The sequence below is a fragment of the Streptomyces sp. NPDC017943 genome, from assembly GCF_044328425.1.
Classification (GTDB): domain Bacteria; phylum Actinomycetota; class Actinomycetes; order Streptomycetales; family Streptomycetaceae; genus Streptomyces; species Streptomyces djakartensis_A.
The window spans coordinates 160,263-178,476 of the sequence record NZ_JBIRHH010000009.1 but is presented as its reverse complement, the minus strand read 5'-3'; the positions used below and the strand labels follow the sequence as shown (position 1 = coordinate 178,476).

The following is an 18,214-nucleotide window of genomic DNA, read 5'->3' as shown; positions in this document are numbered from 1 at the left end:
AGCGCCGTTCGGGTGGTACGGGTGGCGAGGCCCGGCCCGCGGGACCACGCTGCTCGTATGACGATCCAGACCACGCGGCTCAGCGACCCGGCCGTCCGGGCCTTCGTGGCGGCCGTGAACAACCACGACCGCGACGCCTTCATGGCGCTCCTCGCGCCCGGCGCCACCATGGCCGACGACGGCACGGACCGGGACCTCACCGAGTGGGTCGACCGGGAGATCTTCTCCTCGCGCGGCCACATGGAGGTCGACAACGAGTCCAACGGCGGCCGTTCGCTCGTCGCCCGCTACAGCAACGACACGTGGGGCGAGATGCGCACCCGCTGGAGCTTCACCGTGGACGACGACGGCCGCATCTCCCGCTTCGAGACCGGCCAGGCCTGACGTCCCCTTCCGCAAGGCCTGCGCCCCTCAGGCCTTGGGCGGCAGTCGTTCCACGCGTACCGGTGCGTACTCCGCGATCCCACGCGGGGTCCACCCCCACCCGGTGCCGTGGAACGACTGCCGCCTCCCCCCTGGATGTGGCCCATGGAAGCCCTCTGCTCCAAGTGTGAAGCTTTGGTGTAGGAGAGTTGAGCATAAGCGCCCGACCGGCCGCAATAGTTCGGACGTTCATATTCCGGATGTGCACGTTGACGCGTGGACTTTCCGCGTCCGTCCTCAGCCGCGTCCGACGAACGGCATCGTCGTCGCCAGCACCGTCGCGAACTGCACGTTCGCCCCCAGCGGCAGTTCCGCCATGTGCCGCACCGTGCGCGCCACGTCCGCCACGTCCATCACCGGTTCCGGGGCTACTTCCCCGTTTGCCTGGAGCACTCCCGCCTGCATGCCGGCCGTCATGTCGGTCGCCGCGTTGCCGATGTCGATCTGCCCGACCGCGATCCCGTACGGACGGCCGTCCAGGGAGAGGGACTTCGTCAGGCCCGTCAGGGCGTGCTTGGTCGCCGTGTAGGCCACCGAGTGCGGACGAGGGGTGTGCGCGGAGATCGAGCCGTTGTTGATGATCCGGCCGCCCTGCGGGTCCTGCTCCTTCATCCGCCGGAACGCCGCCTGCGCGCACAGGAACGCCCCGTTGAGGTTGGTGTCCACCACGTGCCGCCACGCGTCGTAGGGCAGCTCCTCGACGGGCACGCCGCCGGGCCCGAACGTGCCGGCGTTGTTGAACAGCAGGTCCACCCGGCCGAACCGCCCGGCCGTGGTGTCGAACAGGGCGGTGACGTCCTCGGGGCGTGAGACGTCCGTCCGCACCGTCAGCGCCGCTCCCTCGGGAACCAGGGCCGCCGTCTCCTCCAGCGTCTGTGCGCGCCGGCCCGCCAGTGCCACCGACCAGCCGGCGCGCAGCAGTTCCACCGCGACCGCCCGGCCGATGCCCGAGCCCGCACCCGTCACCACCGCGACTGCATTTTCCTTGGCGTTCATGGGCCCGCAGCGTACGGCAGGGCCCGTCACCCGGAACTTCCCTGCCCGCCATGTGGGTGCCGTGTACGCGTCAACCAGGAGTCGTCCCCGGCCACTGCAATGCCCCTTGCAGCCATTCGCCAGGGGAGGACCGGATGACACCCGCAGCACACCCGTCGCACCACGCCCCCGAACTCCGCGCCGCCGCCCGCCACATCAACCGCCGTCGCTTCCTCACCACCACCGGCGCCGCCGCCGCGCTGGCCTTCGCGACCGGCCTGCCCGCGCCCGGAGTCGCGGCCGCCGCCGAACTCGACGCCGCACGCATCACCGACGACCCCTTCACACTGGGCGTCGCCTCCGGCGACCCGCAGCCCGGCTCCGTGATCCTGTGGACCCGCCTCGCGCCCGTCCCCTTCCAGGCCGACAGCGGCCTGCCCGCCGAACGCGTCACCGTGCACTGGGAACTGGCCCACGACGAGCGCTTCCGCCGCATCGTCCGGCGCGGCACCGCCACCGCCCACCCCGAGTTCCACCACACCGTCCACGTCGAGGTGGACCACCTCCAACCCGGCCGCGTCTACCACTACCGCTTCCGCACGGGCCGCTGGGTGAGCCCGGCCGGCCGCACCCGCACCGCCCCCGCGCCCGGCAGCCGCGTCCCGTCCCTCACCCTGGCCGCCGTCTCCTGCCAGGCCTACCACGACGGCTACTACACCCCGTACGCCCATCTCGCCGCCGACGACGTCGACCTCGTCCTCCATCTCGGCGACTACCTCTACGAGTACGCCGTCGACGCGGCCGGCGGGCAGCGCAAGTACACCGACCGCACCCTGCCCGGCCTGTTCGCCCGCGAGACGCTGACGCTGGAGGACTACCGGCTGCGCTACGCCCTCTACAAGTCCGACCCGGACCTGAGCGCCGCCCACGCCGCCCACCCCTTCGTCGTCACCTGGGACGACCACGAGACCGAGAACAACTACGCCGACGACACCCCCGAGAACGGCGTCCCGCCGGAGGAGTTCCTGCTGCGCCGCGCCGCCGCCTACCGCGCCTACTGGGAGAACCAGCCGCTGCGCCGCCCCCAGCGCCCGGCCGGACCCGACATGCGGCTGTACCGCCGCCTGACCTGGGGCCGGCTCGCCCAGTTCGACGTCCTCGACACCCGCCAGTACCGCTCCGACCAGGCCTACGGCGACACTGCGCACGTCCCCGGCCCCGAGTCCGACGATCCGGCGCGCACCATGACCGGCGCCACGCAGGAGCGGTGGCTGCTCGACGGCTGGCGCTCCTCACGGGCGCTGTGGAACGTCGTACCGCAGCAAGTCCTGTTCTCCCGGCGGAACATGGACCTCACCCGCCCCGCCCGGGCGTCGATGGACGCCTGGGACGGCTACAGCGCCTCGCGCCGCCGCGTGCTCGACGGGGCGAAGGCCGCCGGAGTCGAGAACCTGATGGTGCTCAGCGGCGACGTGCACTCCGCCTACGCCTTCGACATCAAGGACGACTTCGACGACCCGGCCTCCGCCACCCTCGGCACCGAGATCGTGACGACGTCGGTCTCCAGCGGCCGGGACGGCGCCGACCGACCCGCCACCTGGGACACCTACACGTCCGCCAACCCGCACCTGAAGTTCTTCAACGGACGGCGCGGCTACGCCACGGTCACCCTCGGACAGCGCTCCGCGCGCGCCGACTTCAAGACCGTGCCGTACGTGACCAGGCAGGGGGCGCCGGTCACGACGGCCGCGTCGTTCGTCACGGAGGTGGGGGAGCAGGGGCTCAAGCCGGCGTGAGGTCCGCTGCCGCGTCCCCCGCCGGGGTCTCGCCGGGGTAGCGGACGCCGACGCGGTCGCGGATCGTGTCGAGCGTCCGCATCACCGCGAGCGTGCCGTCGAGCGGGACCAGCGGGGACTCCGTCTCGCCGGCGCGCAGGGCCCGCATGACCTCCAGCGCCTCGTGGCGCATGGAGTTGCGCGGGCCGTCCAGCGGGTCGGCCGTGAACTCCTCGGCGTCCCGGCCGTCCCGGTGCAGCACGAACCGCTCCGGGAAGAAGAACCCGTGCGGGAGGTCGATGCGGCCCCGGGAGCCGGTGATCGAGGCGGCGTTGGGCGTACCCCCCACGATGGAGCAGTGCACCGAGGCCAGGGCGCCGCTCTCCCACGAGAGCACCGCCGCCGTCTGGAGGTCGACGCCCTCCTCCGAGAGCACCGCGCGCGCCGCGACGTCCGACGGCTCACCGAGCAGCAACTGCGCGAACGACACCGGGTACACGCCCAGATCGAGCAGCGCGCCCCCGCCCAGCTCCGGGCTGCGCAGCCGGTGCGAGGGCGGGAAGGGACCCGCCAGCCCGAAGTCGGCCTGCACACTGCGCACCTCGCCGATCGCCCCGTCGTCGACCAGCGCCTTCATCCGCCGCACGAGCGGATTGCAGTACATCCACATCGCCTCCATCAGGAAGCGCCCGTGTTCCCGCGCCAGCGCGACGAGTTCCTCCGCCTCGCGCAGGTTCAGCGTGAACGGCTTCTCGCACAGCACGTGCCGCCCCGCCGCCAGGCACAGACCGGCCGCGGCCCGGTGCGCGGTGTGCGGGGTGGCGACGTAGACGACATCGATGTCCTCGTCCTGGGCGAGGGCGTCCCAGCCGCCGTAGGCCCGGGGTATCCCGAACCGCTCCGCGAACGCCTTCGCCGGTTCCGGCGACCGCGACGCCACCGCCACGACCTCCGCGTCCGGCAGGTCGATCAGATCCGCGGTGAACGCCGCCGCGATCCCCCCGGTCGCCAGGATCCCCCACCGCACCGTGTCCGCCGTCATTCCGCCCCGCCTCCACCTCGTGACCCCGAGCACTGCGTACGAGCTGAGAGCATAGGTGGCGATCGACGTATCGAGGGAGGGACTCATGCCCGAGGGTGGGGCGTCCATATCGAAGACCGCGCAGGAGGCCGCAGCCGGGACGGAGCGGCCCGACCGCACACCGCACCGCCGCACCGGGCTCCTGGTCACCTTCCTCCTCGGGAGCCTGACCGCCGTACCGCCCCTGGCCATGGACATGTACCTCCCGTCCCTGCCCGAGGTCACCCGCTCCCTGCACGCGCCCGCCGCGACCGTCCAGCTCACCCTCACCGCCTGCCTCGCCGGCATGGCGCTCGGGCAGCTCGTCGTCGGGCCGATGAGCGACCGGTGGGGGCGCCGCCGGCCGCTGCTCGCCGGGCTCGCCGTCTTCGTCGTCGCCACCGTCCTGTGCGCGCTCGCCCCCACCGTCGAGACCCTGGTCGCCTTCCGGCTCGCCCAGGGCCTCGCGGGCGCCGCCGCGATCGTCATCGCCCGCGCCGTCGTCCGCGACCTCTACGACGGCATGGCCATGGCCCGCTTCTTCTCCACCCTCATGCTCATCTCCGGAGTGGCCCCGATCGTGGCCCCGCTGATCGGCGGTCAGGTCCTGCGGGTCACCGACTGGCGGGGCGTGTTCGTCGTCCTCACCGTCATCGGCGTGCTGATCGGGGTCCTCGTCTGGACGCGGCTGCCGGAGACCCTGGAGCCCGCGCGGCGGCACAGCGGCGGCGTCGGCGAGGCCCTGCACGCGATGCGCGGCCTGCTCGCCGACCGCGCCTTCACCGGCTACATGCTCACCGGCGGCTTCGCCTTCGCCGCCCTCTTCGCCTACATCTCCGCGTCCCCCTTCGTCGTCCAGGAGATCTACGGCGCCTCCCCGCAGACCTTCAGCCTGCTGTTCGGCGTCAACTCGGTCGGACTGGTCATCGTCGGCCAGATCAACGGCAAGGTCCTGGTCGGCCGGGTCAGCCTGGACCGGGTGCTGGGCATCGGCCTCGCGATCGTCATCACCGCGGCCGGCGCGCTGCTGCTGATGTCCCTCGGCGTGTTCGGGGAGGTCGGCCTCGGGCCCGTCGCCGTCGCGCTGTTCCTGCTGATGTCCGCCATGGGCATCACCATGCCCAACACCCAGGCGCTCGCCCTGATGCGCACCAAGCACGCCGCCGGCTCGGCGTCCGCCCTGCTCGGCACGACCTCGTTCCTCGTCGGCGCGATCGCCTCCCCGCTCGTTGGCGTCGCCGGCGAGGACACCGCCGTCCCGATGGCCGTCGTCCAACTGGCCTCCGCCCTGGTGGCACTGGCCTGCTTCATGGGAATGTGCCGACCCTGGAGGACGGGAGGCCGGCGCACGAGCGCTGCGGCAGCGGCACCGGCGGAAGGGGCGGAGAGCTGAGCGCACCGAGACTGCGCGACGGCACGCCGGAACGCGCCGGACTCGACCCCGCGGAGCTGCGTCACCTCGTCCGGGAGATCAACGTCCTCACCACGGGGCGGCGTCCCTGGGCACCGGGCGCGGTCCTGGTCGTCGGACGCGGCGCCGTGATCGCCGTCGAGGAGGCGGCGGGCTGGGCCGTCCGCTACGCGGCCTACGACCCGGACACCGACGCCGGTGTGGAACTGCCCCCCGGGGAGCGGGTCCCCATGACCGTCGGCACGCCCTTCGACCTGGCCTCCCTGACCAAGCTCTTCACCTCCGTCGCCGCCGTGCAGCAGATCGAGCGCGGCACGCTGGGCATCGACGCGAAGGCCGGGGCCTACCTGCCCGACTTCACCGCGGCGGCCCGGCACGGCATCACCGTCCGGCAGCTGCTCACCCACACGTCCGGGCTGCGGCCCGAACTCCCGCTGTACGACTGCGCCGACGACGGGCAGCGCCTCGCCCTGCTCCGGGCCGAGGCACCGGTCGGCGTGCCCGGCACCTACTGCTACTCCGACCTGAACATGCTGCTCCTCCAGCACCTCCTGGAACGCCTCACCGGCCGCACGCTGGACGTCCTCGTCCGCGACGGCATCACCCGGCCGCTGGGCATGACGGCGACGGGCTTCGGGCCGTGCCCGGGCGCGGCGGCGACGGAGGACCAGCGGCGCCCCTGGGCCAAGGCGGACCGGGGCATGGTGCGGGGCGAGGTGCACGACGAGAACGCCTGGGCGCTCGGCGGAGTGGCGGGCCACGCCGGCCTGTTCTCCACGGGCCGGGACCTGGCGGTGTTCTGCCGCACCCTGCTCGCCGGGGGTTCCTACGGCCCCGCCCGCATCCTCGGCCCCGACTTCGTCGACCTCCTCTTCACCCCGCCGGGGCTGGGTTTCTCGCTCGACCAGCCGTGGTTCATGGGCGACCTGGCCGGGCGCGGGGCGGCCGGGCACACGGGCTTCACGGGCACGTCCCTCGTTCTGGACCGGGCGACGGACACGTTCCTGATCCTGCTCACGAACGCGGTCCACCCCCGCAGGCGCCGCCCCGACAGCGCGCCCAGGGCGGCGGCGGGATCGAGGGTGGCCCGGGCGGTACGGTGATCCGCCGCCCGGTGCTGGTCCCACTGCGGAGCGCCGCTCCGGCCCCCCGCCGCGCCTCGTAGAATCGCCGGGTGAACGCCCCCGCACTTCCGGCCGAGAATCTCCGCGCCGCCCTTGCCGGCCTGCTCGACGGTCTTCCGCCCCGGCAGGCCGCGCAGGCCGTCGAGCGGCTGATCGCCAACTACCGCGGGGCCACCCCGACCGACGCCCCCATCCTCCGCGACCGGGCCGACGTCGCCGCCTACGCCGCCTACCGCATGCCCGCCACCTTCGAAGCGGTGCGCTCCGCGCTGGAGGCGTTCGCGCAGGCGGTGCCCTCCTGGGCGCCGGGCGGGCACACCGATGTCGGCGGCGGGACCGGGGCCGCCGCGTGGGCGGTGAGCGCGACCTGGGACGGGCAGCGGCCCGTCACCGTGCTCGACTGGGCCGAGCCCGCCCTCGCCCTCGGGCGGGAGATCGCGGGGGCCGACCCCGCGCTGCGGGACGCACGCTGGCAGCGCTCCCGCATCGGCGCGGCGCTCACCCTCGAGAGCACCGACCTCGTCACGGTCTCCTACGTCCTGAACGAGCTGACGCCCGCCGACCGCACCGCCCTCGTCGACGCCGCCGCGGCCGCCGCCCAGGCCGTCGTGATCGTCGAACCCGGCACCCCGGACGGGTACGCCCGTGTCATCGAGGCCCGGGACCGCCTGATCACCGCCGGGTTCCACATCGCCGCGCCCTGCCCGCACAGCGCCGCCTGCCCCATCGCCCCCGGCACGGACTGGTGCCACTTCTCCGCCCGGCTCAGCCGTTCCTCCCTGCACCGCCAGGTCAAGGGCGGTTCGCTCGCGTACGAGGACGAGAAGTTCAGCTACGTCGCCGCGAGCCGGTTCCCCGCCGAGGCCGCGCCCTCCCGCATCGTCCGGCGCCCCCAGATCCGCAAGGGCCAGGTCCTCCTCGACCTGTGCGAGAAGGAACCGTCCCTGCGCCGCACCACCGTCACCAAGCGGCACGGCGACCTCTACAAGGCCGCCCGCGACGCCGACTGGGGCGACCCCTGGCCCGATGCCGCTGCCGGTCCTGGCCCTACCCCCGGCCCCTCCGTCTGACGGAACCCGGCCCCGCGGCCCGGGGCGACCCCCGCGCCCACCCGCGCCCTGCGCACATGAGCAGGGTCCTCCCGGGAGTCCGTTCGGCGGTGTCCGCCGGTCGCCGGCCGCGACCGCCTCAGTACATCCGCCGTACGGCCCGGGAGGATCCCGCGCAGGAGGGGGCCGCCTCCTCCGGACGGGGGAGGCTCAGGGCGACGGCCGTGCCGTACCGTCCGCCTCCTCCCGTCATCCCTCCCGGTCTCCGCGCTCTCCGCGCTGCTCCCGCTGCTCCTCGAGCCGGCGCAGCAGCTCGCGCTTGCGGGCCTGCGGATCGAGTCCGCCGCCGACCCGGCCCGCCCTGCCCGCGCCCCGCAGGGCCTCGCGGCTGAGGTTCCTGCGCGCACCGCCAATCCCCAGCATGTTTCCGGCTCCGCCTCGGGCCATGTCGGACTCCCCTCTCCCGCTTCAGTGAACGAGACGTATCGTCTCGCGTTCGGACGTGCTCCACTGTCGGCGAGACGAACCGTCTTGTCAACTGATAAGTTCGGGCCATGGCCGCCCAGAACTCGCCCCAGCCCGCCGCCGGCAAGCCCGCCCCCGACTCCACCCGCCGCAGCGAGCGGTCCCGCCGCGCCATCTACGACGCCGCCCTGGCGCTCGTCGTCGAGGCCGGCTACCCGAAGACCACCATCGAGGGCATCGCCGCCCGGGCCGGGGTCGGCAAGCAGACGATCTACCGGTGGTGGCCGTCCAAGGCGGACGTGCTGATGGAGGCCTTCCTCGACCTCGCCGAGCGGTCCACCGAGGAGGCCGGGGCCGCGCCCCACACCTTTCCCGACACCGGTGACGTCGCCGCCGACCTCAAGGCGGTCCTGCGCGCCACCGTCGACGAACTGCGCGACCCCCGCTTCGAGGCACCCTCGCGGGCGCTCGCCGCCGAAGGCGTCGTCAACGAGCAGCTCGGACGGGAACTGGTGGCCGAGCTCCTGCAGCCCTCACTCGACCTCTACATCGGCCGGCTGCGTGCCGCGCAGGACGCCGGGCAGATCCGTGACGACGTCGACCCGCGCATCGCCCTGGAGTTCTTCGTCTCCCCGCTCGCCCAGCGCTGGCTCCAGCACACCGGTCCGATCTCCCACGCGTACACCGACACGCTCGTCGACTACGCCCTCCACGGCCTCGCGCCCCGCTGAGAGGCCCGCTGGACGCCCGCTGGACGCGCCCCACCGGGCGGTCCGTCACGTGCCCCGCCGGACGTCCCGCCGCACGTCCCGCCGTGCGGCCCGGGCCAGGCGCCCCGGGGCGTCCGTGATGACGCCGTCGCAGCCCAGCCGGAGCACCCGGTCGCGCTGCGCGTCCGTCACCACCGTGTGCGCCCACACCCGCGGGATGCCCGACCGCACGGCCCGCACCAGGTCCGCGTCGCGCGCCCGGTGGTCGACGTCGAGCAGGTCCACGAAGGACCGCCACCGCTCGGGCCGGTCGGTGCGCAACTGCTCCGCCGAGCGCCACAGCTGCGTCAGCAGGCCGAGCCGGTGCACCCGCAGCGCGACCGCGGGGTCGTTGGAGTTCACGAACACCGAACGGGTCAGGCCGCGGGCCTTGATGAGACCGGCCAGCCGGTCCAGGCTGCGCGGGTCCTTCGCCTCCAGCATCAGCACGATCCGCCCGCCGAAACGATCCAGCACCTCGGCGACCGTCGGCGGCCGCTCCGGGCGCCAGCTGCCCGGCAGCCGGTCCCTCGGGCGCAGCCGTACGCCCTGCCACTCCCGGGCGTCGAGGCCGCGCACCTCGCCCCCGAGGGCGGTGGTGCGGTTCAGCGTCTCGTCGTGGAACACCACCGGTGTGCCGTCGCGCAGCATCCGGGTGTCGAAGTCCAGCACCTGCGCCGTCCCCCGGGCGTAGGCGGCCATCAGGCCCGTCATGCTGTTCTCCGGCACCTCCCGGGCGCCGCCGCGATGGGCGACGTAGGTGATCCGGGGCAGGGCCGCCGCCGTGAGGTGGCCCGTGCCCCACTCCAGCGGGACCGGGGCGGCGCCGGCGGGTCCCGTCAGGGTCAGCGAGACCACGGATGCCGCGGAGGCCAGACCCGTCAGCGCGATCCAAATGACCATGGCGTTACGGTAGGGCGCCATGTCACGACAAAGCAGGCAATGACACCAGATCATATGAGGAGTACCGATCATCCCGGCGGCATATGCCTCGCCCCACCGGTACCCGTCTCGGCCGTCCTGCCCCGGATGTGGGCTCTGGGCCCCCGGTGCGCGCAAAGATGGGACGATGAGGCATGCTGTTCGGCACGACGGCGAGGCGAGGAGATAGATGAGCGCGGAGTTCGGCGGCCGGAGCGGCCTGCAGGGCAGACTCACCCAGTGGCTGCGCGCCGGGCGCCGGCCGAAGGAGGCCGCCGGGGACGGCGGCCGTGAGGACCTGCTGCTCGCCGCCGCCGACGCGGGACTGCCCCTGGCGCCCGCCGCGCATCCGGCCGGATACCGCTGCTCCTGCGACCGCGTCGGCTGCCCCACCCCGGCCCGTCACCCGGTGTCCTTCGCCTGGCAGACGCAGTCCACCACCGACCGCGGCCAGATCGAGCGCTGGGCCCGCCATCAGCCGCAGGCCAACTTCATCACCGCGACCGGCATGGTGCACGACGTCCTGGACGTGCCCCTCGAGGCCGGCCGTGACGCGCTGGAGCGGCTGCTCGCCGAGGGCGTCGAGGTCGGGCCGGTCGCCGAGAGCGACGACGGGCGCATGCTGTTCTTCACCCTCACCCGCGGTACGCCCGAGGACGAGGACGAGTGGTGGCCCTGCGAACTGGACTGCCACCCCGAGACGATGGACGAGCACCCCGGGCTGCGCTGGCACTGCCGCGGCTCCTACGTGCTCGTCCCGCCGGCGCGGCTGCCCGGCGACGAGCAGGCCGTGCGGTGGGTGCGCGGCCCGGAGCACGCGCTGCCCGACCCGCTGAGCCTGCTGGAGGTGCTCACCGAGGTCTGCACCCGCTACGCCGGCCAGGAGAGCGACCCCGCCGGTACGGCCTGGCCCCTGCGGCACTGAGGCGCCCGGCCCCGCCGCACGCCGGTGCGCCGTGCCGCGGGTGACGTCTAGGAGCCCTGGGCCGCCGTCAGGCCCTGGATCCGCCCGAGGACCGTCACCTTGCCCGGGCCCTTGGGGTCCAGCGCGACCTCGTTGGAGACGAACTCCATCGTCAGGGTCTGCTTGATCTCGCCCTTGGTCAGCGCCTGCACGGCCTTGTTGGGCGTCGGCACCGACGTGCCCGCGTGCGCCGTCTGCTTCTCGTAGTGCCGCGTGGCGAAGAACACCAGCGCACCGCCGTCCTGCGTGCGCAGCCCCAGCGGCGTGTAGTCGCCGCCGGCGAGCGGCTCGTCGATGTACTGCGTGACCATGCCCGGCCGCTTGCCGTTCTTCTCCCGCAGGGCCCGCCACCGGCTGGTGTGCGGCCCGTCGGTGAAGCCCTTCCCGCCGCTCTTGAGGTACGTGGCGTACGTCCGGCTCAGCTCGCCGGGCGCCGTCGCCAGGTCCTTCGCCCGCACCGGCACGGACTCGGCCCAGCCGTCCGCGTCCTGCGCGAACCGCGGGACGGCGGCCGGGGCGACGAGCGTCAGGTACGCCACCTGGAAGGGGTCGTCGAGGCTGCTGCGGGTGAACACCAGCAGCCAGCGGGCGGATCCGCCCTTGTTGCCTGCGGCGTCGGCGAGGAACCAGCGGGGCCAGCCGGCCTTCTTCGGGATCGTGAACTTCGCGTCCGTCAGCTTCAGCGGCGTGTGGTTCGGGTTGCCGTCCGGGTTGTTCACCTTGCCGGCCTTCAGCCGGGCCGCGTCGATGTCGGCGAGGGCTCCCGTGGTGCGGTCGGCGTCCAGGGAGGCGTCGTAGGCCTCGTCGGCCTCGTTGTACGCGGCGGTGAACTCCCGCAGCGCCTCGGCCGCTTGGGCCCGGGTGGTGGACGGGAGGACCTCCCGTTCGCCGTGCACGACGACGCATCCGCTCGCCGTCAGCGACAAAGCGGTCAGCGAGGCTGCTATGAGGGCGCTCCGGGCGGGCCGGCGGAGCGTTCGAGGGTCGCGATCCCTGCTCATCGGGTTCCTTCACCTTCCCCTTTCCGGAGGCGAACCCTACCGGGTGCCTCCGGCGGCCGGACCGGGGTGGGTCCGGCCCGTGCGCGCCCGCTGCGGAGCGGGTGCACGGGCGGACCCGGCGGCGTCAGACCCGTTCGCCCACCGGCTCCTCGGCGGTCCTGGCCGGCGCCAGGAACAGGGCCAGGGTCGGGATCAGGTACAGCAGCCAGGCGGCGACCTGGAGGGTGGTGGGATCGGGCTGGAAGTTGAAGACGCCCTTCAGCAGGGTGCCGTACCAGCTGTCCGGCGGGATCGTGCCGGAGATGTCGAAGGCCTTGTCGGTGAGGCCGGGCAGGAAGTCGGCCTCCTGCAGGTCGTGGAAGCCGTAGGCCAGGACGCCCGCCGCGACGACGACCAGCATGCCACCGGTGTACGTGAAGAACTTCGCCAGGTTGATGCGCAGGGCGCCCCGGTAGAACAGCCAGCCCAGCAGGACCGCCGTCAGCAGGCCGAGGGCGACGCCCAGCAGCGGCTTGGGGGTGCCGTCGCTCGCGGCGTGCACCGAGGCCCAGACGAACAGGGCCGTCTCCAGGCCCTCCCGGCCGACCGCGAGGAACGCGGTGGCGACCAGCGCGCCGGTGCCCATCGCCAGGGCCGCGTCCAGCCGGCCGTGCAGCTCCGACTTCAGGTGCCGGGCGGTGCGCCGCATCCAGAACACCATCCACGTCACCAGGCCCACGGCGAGGATCGACAGGGAGCCGCCGAGCGCCTCCTGCGCCTGGAACGTCAGCTCCTGGGAGCCGAATTCGAGGGCGCAGCCGAAGCCGAGCGCGAGCGCCACGGCGACGCCGATGCCCGCCCAGATCGGCTTCAGGGCGTCCCTGCGGCCGGTCTTGACCAGGTACGCGATGAGGATGCAGACGACGAGGCTCGCCTCCAGACCCTCGCGCAGGCCGATCAGGTAGTTGGAGAACATGCCTACGCCTCCTCGGAGAACAGCGCCCGGCCCCACCAGTCGTCCCGGTCGCGGACGCCCGGCGGGACGGCGAACAGCGCCGAACCCACGTGCTGGATGTATTCGTTGAGCGCGTCCGCGGCCAGGTTGCGCTGGATCGGGATGAAGCCCTTGCGCACGTCGCGCTGGTAGGCCAGGAAGAACAGGCCCGCGTCCAGGCGGCCCAGTCCGTCGGTGCCGTCGGTGAAGGAGTAGCCGCGGCGCAGGATCGTCGCCCCGTGGTTGGCGTCGGGGTGCGCGAGCCGCACGTGCGCGTCGGGCTTCATCGCCTTCAGGAACGGCTCGTCGCGCTCCTTCGCCTTGCCGACCGGCGCGCCCTCGCCCTTGTCACGGCCGAAGATGTCCTCCTGCTCCTGCAACGAGGTGCGGTCCCAGGTCTCGATGTGCATGCGGATGCGGCGGGCGACGAGGTAGCTGCCGCCCGCCATCCAGGCCGGGCCGTCCTTCTCGCCGACCCAGACGTGCTCGCGCAGGCGGTCCGTCTCGGTGCCCGCGATGTTGCGCGTGCCGTCCTTGAAGCCGAAGAGGTTGCGCGGGGTCTGCCCTTCGGGCGTCGTCGAGGACGTCTTGCCGAAGCCGAGCTGCGACCAGCGGATGACGACCTTGCCGAAGCCGATGCGGGCCAGGTTGCGGATGGCGTGGACCGCCACCTGCGGGTCGTCGGAGCAGGCCTGGATGCACAGGTCGCCGCCGCTGCGGGCCCGGTCGAGGTTGTCGCCCGGGAACTTGGGCAGGTCCACCAGGGCCTCGGGCCGCCGGTCCGCCAGGTCGAACCTGTCGAACAGGGAGGGACCGAAGCCGATCGTCAGGGTGAGGCGGGACGCGTGCAGGCCGAGCGCCTCGCCCGTGTCGTCCGGGGGTGCCTCGGGCAGGCCGCCGTAGGCGCCCTCGCCCACCGGGTGCCCGGCGGTCATGCGGCGGGCCGCCTCCGTCCAGTCCTTGAGGAGCTGGACGAAGGACGCCCGGTCGTCCGTCGTCACGTCGAACGCGGCGAAGTGCAGGCGGTCCTGGACCGGGGTGGCGATGCCCGCCTGGTGGGGGCCGTGGAAGGCGACCGCCGTGCCGGCCTGCGGCCTCGGTTCCTCGTCCGTGCGGGCCATCGCCACGGCGCCGCCGGCCGCGGCGGCGCCGAGCGCCAGGCCCGCGCCGCCCCACCCGAGCAGGGAACGGCGGCTGGGGGAGGGCGCGTTGCTGTCCGTCATGGCGGTTCCCGCTACTTCACGACTGCCGCGGCGAGCTTCGACAGCGGCTCCGCCAGGGCGTTGACCGCGTCCGACAGCTCCTTGCGGTCGGCCTTGCCGACCTTGTCGTAGGAGGTGAACGCGTAGGAGCCGCTGTCGGGACGGTACTTGTCGAGCAGGGCGTTCAGGGCCGCGAACTGCTTGCCCAGCTCGGTGGCCAGGGCCGGGTCGTTCTCCTTGGCGACCGGCTCGAGCAGGTCGTAGGACTTCTGCGCGCCCTCGACGTTGGCCTTGAAGTCGACCAGGTCGGTGTGCGAGTAGCGCTCCTCCTCGCCGGTGACCTTGCCGGTGGCGACCTCGTCGAGGAGTTCCTTGGCGCCGTTGGCCATGGAGGTCGGGGTGATCTCGGCCTTGCCGACCCGGTTCTGCCAGTCCTTCAGGTCCTTGATCAGCAGCCCGGCGAGGTCCTTCTCGCGGGCGCCGATCTTCCCGTCCTCCCACAGCGCCTTCTCCAGGCGGTGCCAGCCGGTCCAGTCGGTGGCCGGGTCCTGGCCGTCCTCCAGCCCGTCCTCGCGGACGTCGACCTTGGGGTCGATGTCGCCGAAGGACTCCGCGACGGGCTCGGTGCGCTCCCAGCCGATGCGGGAGGGGGCGTAGGCCTTCTTCGCGGCGTCGAGGTCACCGTCCTGGACGGCCTCGGCGAAGGCCTCCGCCTTCGGCAGGGTCTCGTCGGCCTGCTGCTGCACGTAGGACCGGTACGCCGCCACGGCCCGGTCCAGGCGGGGGTCGCGCTTGACGGCCTTGCCGCCGGTGGCCTTCACGGACTGGCGGATGCCGTCGCCCTTCATGCCGGGCTTGCAGGCGATCTGGTAGTCGCCGGCCTTCACCTCGGCGGTGACGCGCTGCTTGGTGCCGGGGCCTATGTTCTCCCGCTCGGTGACCACGCGGTCGTCGGGGAAGAGGACGTAGACCTCGGTGACCTTGGAGCCCTTGTTCTCGACGGCCAGCTCGACGTGCCCGGCCGGGAACTCCTTCTTCGACACCTCGCACTTGTCGTCGGTCGCGGTCACGTTGATCACGCGGTCGCCGCCCTTGGCGTCGCTCTTCTCGGTGCAGCCGGTGACGGCGGTCAGAGCCGCCACCGCGACGGCGGTGAGGGCGAGGGAAGGTCTCGCGGATCGCATGAGGGCTCCAGTGCGTGGCCGAAACATGAGTGCGGTGAGCCTCGGCTTGGGAAGGTGAGGCTCACCTAACGCATAAGAATCGCGTAAGTGTCATCAAATCCACCTCATGAATCGGTCAAAGAGCGGTCAAGACTGCGGCGCCGGGTTGCGCGAACGCTCGTTCTTCCCGTCCTCCGCCCCCGGCCACCCGGGTGATCGACCGGTGCTTGAATGCCCCCGTGACTGACTACGACGTGCTCCGCGTGTTCTGCGGGCCGAACGGCGGCTACGGCAACGAGCTCGCGGTCGTGCGCGAGGGCTCCGTGCTGCCGGAGCGGGAGGACCGGCAGGCGTTCGCCGCGAAGGCCGGGTTCAGTGAGACGGTGTTCGTCGACGACCCCGAGCGCGGGATGATCGACATCTACACGCCCACCGTGCGCCTGCCCTTCGCCGGGCACCCCTGCGTCGGCGCGGCCTGGCTGCTGGACGTGCCGGAACTGGTCACCCCGGCCGGGGTCGCCGGGGCGCGGCAGGACGGGGAGTTCTGCTGGATCGAGGCCCGGGCGGACTGGGTCCCGCCGCGCACCCTGCGCCAGTACGGCAGCGCAGCGGAGGTCGAGCATCTGGACGTGCCACCCGTCGGGGAGTGGGTGTACGCCTGGGCCTGGGAGGACGAGTCCGCCGGGCGGATCCGGGCCCGGGCCTTCCCCGGCCGGGGCGACGGCATCGACGAGGACGAGGCGACCGGGGCGGCGGCCCTGCTGCTCACGGACCTGCTGGGCCGGGCCCTCAACATCACCCAGGGGGCCGGGTCCCAGATCCTCACCGCACCCCAGCCGGGCGGCTGGACGGAGGTCGGCGGCCGGGTGCGTCTGGAACGCTGACCCGGGTGGCGCGCGCCCGTACGGGTGGAACAGCGTGTGTGAGCCGCGGTGAGCGGGGACCACTGGGCGTGACCGAGCACCACCGCGAGAGGAATCCCATGCGCATTCGTTCCGCTCTGGCCGTCATCGCCCTGACCGCCGCCGTGACCGCCACGGGTGCGGCGACCGCCGCGGCCGACGACGAGGGCCACGAGTACCGCGACCACGTGGCGTGCAGCCCGTACTTCGGTGAGCTCGAGGCCGAGACCGCCGAGATCGAGTGGGGCGGCGCCGTCTGCCACAACGGCCCGTTCGACATCTGAGTCGGCCGAGCTTCGAACGGACCGGGGCCCCTCGCCGCGCGCGAGGGGCCCCGGTCCGTTCCCGCACGCGTCACGCCGAGAGCGGGAACTCCTCGCCCAGGGCGCGGAACACCCCGTTGTTCAGCTCGTACGCCCGCCGGCACTCGGCCACGACGCGCCGGCGCTCCAGCGCGTCCCCGGGCAGCGCGTCCAGCAGCTCCCAGTAGCCCCGCTTGAAGGCGGCCGGGTTGGGGACCTGCTCGAACACGTAGAAGCGGACCCCGTCACCTCTGCTCGCGAAGCCCCACGTCTTCTCGGCCGTGGCGCGGATGATCTGCCCGCCGGAGAGGTCGCCGAGGTAGCGGATGTAGTGGTGGGCGACGTACCCGGCCGGCCAGGTGCGCGCGCACTCGGCGATCCGCCCGGCGTACGCGCGCGTCGCCGGCAGCGCTTCGGCCGACGCGCGCCAGCCGGGGCCGCGCAGATGCTCCAGGTCCCGCTCCAGCGCCGCCCCGCGGAACAGCTCCGGGCGGACGAAGGGGCCGGCCACCGGGTCCTCGGCCAGCCGCCCGGCGGCGGACTCCAGGGCGTCGTACACGAACCACAGCTGCTCGGTGTAGCGGGCGAACGCCTCGACCCCCAGCCTGCCTCCGAGCAGGTCGCTCAGGAAGGCCGAGCCCCTGACCTCCTCGTGCTGCTCGCGGGACGCGGTCCGGACGACGGTCGAGAAGGATTCCATGGGCCCACTCTCTGCGGTCGGGTCACCCCGAGTCAACGGCTTGCCGACGTGCTGTCGGTAAACTTCCCGACACGGCGTCGGGAAAAACCGCCGTGCGCACGCCGACGGCCCGCCCTCCGGGGAGAGCGGGCCGTCGCCGGGTTCGTGGGCGCGCGCTACGGCAGCGTGAGGATCTCCGCGCCGGTGTCCGTGACGACCAGCGTGTGCTCGAACTGCGCCGTGCGCTTGCGGTCCTTGGTGACGACGGTCCAGCCGTCGTCCCACATGTCGTACTCGTGCGTCCCGAGGGTCAGCATCGGCTCGATGGTGAACGTCATCCCGGGCTGGATGACCGTGGTCGCGTGCGGGCTGTCGTAGTGCGGGACGATCAGGCCCGAGTGGAACGACGAGTTGATGCCGTGGCCGGTGAAGTCCCGCACCACCCCGTACCCGAAGCGCTTGGCGTACGACTCGATGACGCGGCCGATGATGTTGATCTGCCGGCCGGGCCTGACCGCCTTGATCGCCCGCTCCAGCGACTCCCGGGTCCGCTCGACCAGCAGCCGCGACTCCTCGTCGACGTCACCCACGAGGTAGGTGGCGTTGTTGTCGCCGTGCACCCCGCCGATGTACGCCGTGACGTCCAGGTTGACGATGTCGCCGTCGCGCAGCACGGTCGAGTCCGGGATGCCGTGGCAGATGACCTCGTTCACGCTCGTGCACAGCGACTTGGGGAAGCCGCGGTAGCCGAGCGTCGAGGGGTAGGCGCCGTGGTCGCACATGTACTCGTGCGCCACCTTGTCGAGCTCGTCGGTCGTCACGCCGGGGGCGATGAGTTTCGCGGCCTCCGCCATCGCCCGGGCCGCGATCCGGCCGGCGACGCGCATCGCCTCGATCGTCTCGGGCGTCTGCACCTCCGGTCCGGTGTACGGCTTCGGCGCGGGCTTGCCCACGTACTCGGGGCGGCGGATGTTTCCGGGCACGGAACGGGTGGGGGAGAGCTCCCCGGGGACGAGCAGCGACTGGCCAGACATGCCAGCGAGTCTAACCAGCGGCGACGGGGGAACATGTCGGTG

At 72.9% G+C, this 18,214-nt stretch carries 19 protein-coding genes; 9 read left to right on the top strand and 10 right to left on the bottom strand.

The genetic code is table 11. The annotated features are described in order from the left end of the window. Window positions 1-57: 57 nt before the first annotated feature. Window positions 58-384, top strand: a complete 327-nt coding sequence (locus ACH4C6_RS27610) for a nuclear transport factor 2 family protein (protein WP_398111308.1) — start codon at window positions 58-60, stop codon at window positions 382-384. Between the two features lie 276 nt (window positions 385-660). Here ACH4C6_RS27610 and ACH4C6_RS27605 read toward each other — a convergent pair whose 3' ends face one another. After that, window positions 661-1,419 (bottom strand): SDR family oxidoreductase, encoded by a 759-nt coding sequence (locus ACH4C6_RS27605; RefSeq protein ID WP_398111307.1) that lies wholly within the window; start codon window positions 1,417-1,419, stop codon window positions 661-663. Window positions 1,420-1,553: 134 nt separating this feature from the next. On the opposite strand from ACH4C6_RS27605, the gene ACH4C6_RS27600 reads away from it, so the two are divergent. After that, a complete protein-coding gene (locus tag ACH4C6_RS27600) occupies window positions 1,554-3,194 on the top strand; it encodes an alkaline phosphatase D family protein (protein ID WP_398111305.1) in 1,641 nt (546 codons plus the stop codon). On the opposite strand, the gene ACH4C6_RS27595 is transcribed toward ACH4C6_RS27600, so the two are convergent. After that, the gene (locus ACH4C6_RS27595; protein ID WP_398111304.1) at window positions 3,181-4,215 is read right to left on the bottom strand and encodes a Gfo/Idh/MocA family protein; all 1,035 of its coding nucleotides are present in this window, start codon (window positions 4,213-4,215) and stop codon (window positions 3,181-3,183) included. The genes ACH4C6_RS27600 and ACH4C6_RS27595 overlap by 14 nt on opposite strands. Before the next feature lie 85 nt (window positions 4,216-4,300). Here ACH4C6_RS27595 and ACH4C6_RS27590 point away from each other — a divergent pair, with 85 nt between their 5' ends. The 3 genes from ACH4C6_RS27590 to ACH4C6_RS27580 all read left to right on the top strand — a co-directional run bounded on the left by ACH4C6_RS27590 (window position 4,301) and on the right by ACH4C6_RS27580 (window position 7,838). Further along, complete coding sequence (locus tag ACH4C6_RS27590) at window positions 4,301-5,626, top strand: multidrug effflux MFS transporter (protein ID WP_398111303.1); 1,326 nt, start codon at window positions 4,301-4,303, stop codon at window positions 5,624-5,626. Further along, window positions 5,560-6,747 (top strand): serine hydrolase domain-containing protein, encoded by a 1,188-nt coding sequence (locus ACH4C6_RS27585; RefSeq protein ID WP_398111481.1) that lies wholly within the window; start codon window positions 5,560-5,562, stop codon window positions 6,745-6,747. The genes ACH4C6_RS27590 and ACH4C6_RS27585 overlap by 67 nt, the downstream gene beginning before the upstream one ends. Before the next feature lie 71 nt (window positions 6,748-6,818). Continuing rightward, complete coding sequence (locus tag ACH4C6_RS27580; protein WP_398111302.1) at window positions 6,819-7,838, top strand: small ribosomal subunit Rsm22 family protein; 1,020 nt, start codon at window positions 6,819-6,821, stop codon at window positions 7,836-7,838. A gap of 228 nt (window positions 7,839-8,066) precedes the next feature. Here the strand turns inward: ACH4C6_RS27580 and ACH4C6_RS27575 are convergent, their stop codons facing one another. Next, window positions 8,067-8,264, bottom strand: a complete 198-nt coding sequence (locus tag ACH4C6_RS27575) for a DUF6243 family protein (RefSeq protein WP_398111301.1) — start codon at window positions 8,262-8,264, stop codon at window positions 8,067-8,069. A gap of 107 nt (window positions 8,265-8,371) precedes the next feature. Here ACH4C6_RS27575 and ACH4C6_RS27570 point away from each other — a divergent pair, with 107 nt between their 5' ends. Beyond that, window positions 8,372-9,013, top strand: a complete 642-nt coding sequence (locus tag ACH4C6_RS27570; protein WP_398111300.1) for a TetR/AcrR family transcriptional regulator — start codon at window positions 8,372-8,374, stop codon at window positions 9,011-9,013. Window positions 9,014-9,058: 45 nt separating this feature from the next. Here the strand turns inward: ACH4C6_RS27570 and ACH4C6_RS27565 are convergent, their stop codons facing one another. Then, complete coding sequence (locus ACH4C6_RS27565; RefSeq protein ID WP_398111299.1) at window positions 9,059-9,934, bottom strand: glycerophosphodiester phosphodiesterase; 876 nt, start codon at window positions 9,932-9,934, stop codon at window positions 9,059-9,061. Between the two features lie 208 nt (window positions 9,935-10,142). Here ACH4C6_RS27565 and ACH4C6_RS27560 point away from each other — a divergent pair, with 208 nt between their 5' ends. Continuing rightward, entirely contained in the window at window positions 10,143-10,877 is a 735-nt protein-coding gene (locus tag ACH4C6_RS27560) for a bifunctional DNA primase/polymerase (protein ID WP_398111298.1), read from the top strand. Window positions 10,878-10,924: 47 nt separating this feature from the next. On the opposite strand, the gene ACH4C6_RS27555 is transcribed toward ACH4C6_RS27560, so the two are convergent. The 4 genes from ACH4C6_RS27555 to efeO form a co-directional block, all read right to left on the bottom strand. Then, window positions 10,925-11,917 carry a hypothetical protein gene (locus ACH4C6_RS27555; RefSeq protein ID WP_398111297.1) on the bottom strand — a complete coding sequence of 331 codons (993 nt, stop codon included), beginning with the start codon at window positions 11,915-11,917 and terminating at the stop codon, window positions 10,925-10,927. Between the two features lie 124 nt (window positions 11,918-12,041). After that, the gene (efeU, locus tag ACH4C6_RS27550) at window positions 12,042-12,872 is read right to left on the bottom strand and encodes an iron uptake transporter permease EfeU (RefSeq protein ID WP_398111296.1); all 831 of its coding nucleotides are present in this window, start codon (window positions 12,870-12,872) and stop codon (window positions 12,042-12,044) included. A gap of 2 nt (window positions 12,873-12,874) precedes the next feature. Further along, a complete protein-coding gene (efeB, locus tag ACH4C6_RS27545) occupies window positions 12,875-14,113 on the bottom strand; it encodes an iron uptake transporter deferrochelatase/peroxidase subunit (RefSeq protein WP_398111295.1) in 1,239 nt (412 codons plus the stop codon). Window positions 14,114-14,124: 11 nt separating this feature from the next. Continuing rightward, window positions 14,125-15,276, bottom strand: coding sequence for an iron uptake system protein EfeO (efeO, locus tag ACH4C6_RS27540; protein WP_398111293.1), 1,152 nt, complete (start codon window positions 15,274-15,276; stop codon window positions 14,125-14,127). 218 nt (window positions 15,277-15,494) lie between these two features. Here efeO and ACH4C6_RS27535 point away from each other — a divergent pair, with 218 nt between their 5' ends. After that, window positions 15,495-16,139, top strand: coding sequence for a PhzF family phenazine biosynthesis protein (locus ACH4C6_RS27535; protein ID WP_398111292.1), 645 nt, complete (start codon window positions 15,495-15,497; stop codon window positions 16,137-16,139). Window positions 16,140-16,237: 98 nt separating this feature from the next. Next, a complete protein-coding gene (locus ACH4C6_RS27530) occupies window positions 16,238-16,441 on the top strand; it encodes a hypothetical protein (RefSeq protein ID WP_369197323.1) in 204 nt (67 codons plus the stop codon). Between the two features lie 70 nt (window positions 16,442-16,511). Here the strand turns inward: ACH4C6_RS27530 and ACH4C6_RS27525 are convergent, their stop codons facing one another. Together ACH4C6_RS27525 and map are read right to left on the bottom strand one after the other, a co-directional pair. Next, window positions 16,512-17,159, bottom strand: coding sequence for a heme oxygenase (biliverdin-producing) (locus ACH4C6_RS27525; RefSeq protein ID WP_398111291.1), 648 nt, complete (start codon window positions 17,157-17,159; stop codon window positions 16,512-16,514). Between the two features lie 155 nt (window positions 17,160-17,314). Beyond that, on the bottom strand, window positions 17,315-18,172 hold the full coding sequence (map, locus tag ACH4C6_RS27520) for a type I methionyl aminopeptidase (RefSeq protein WP_398111290.1): 858 nt from the start codon (window positions 18,170-18,172) through the stop codon (window positions 17,315-17,317). Window positions 18,173-18,214: the final 42 nt, after the last annotated feature.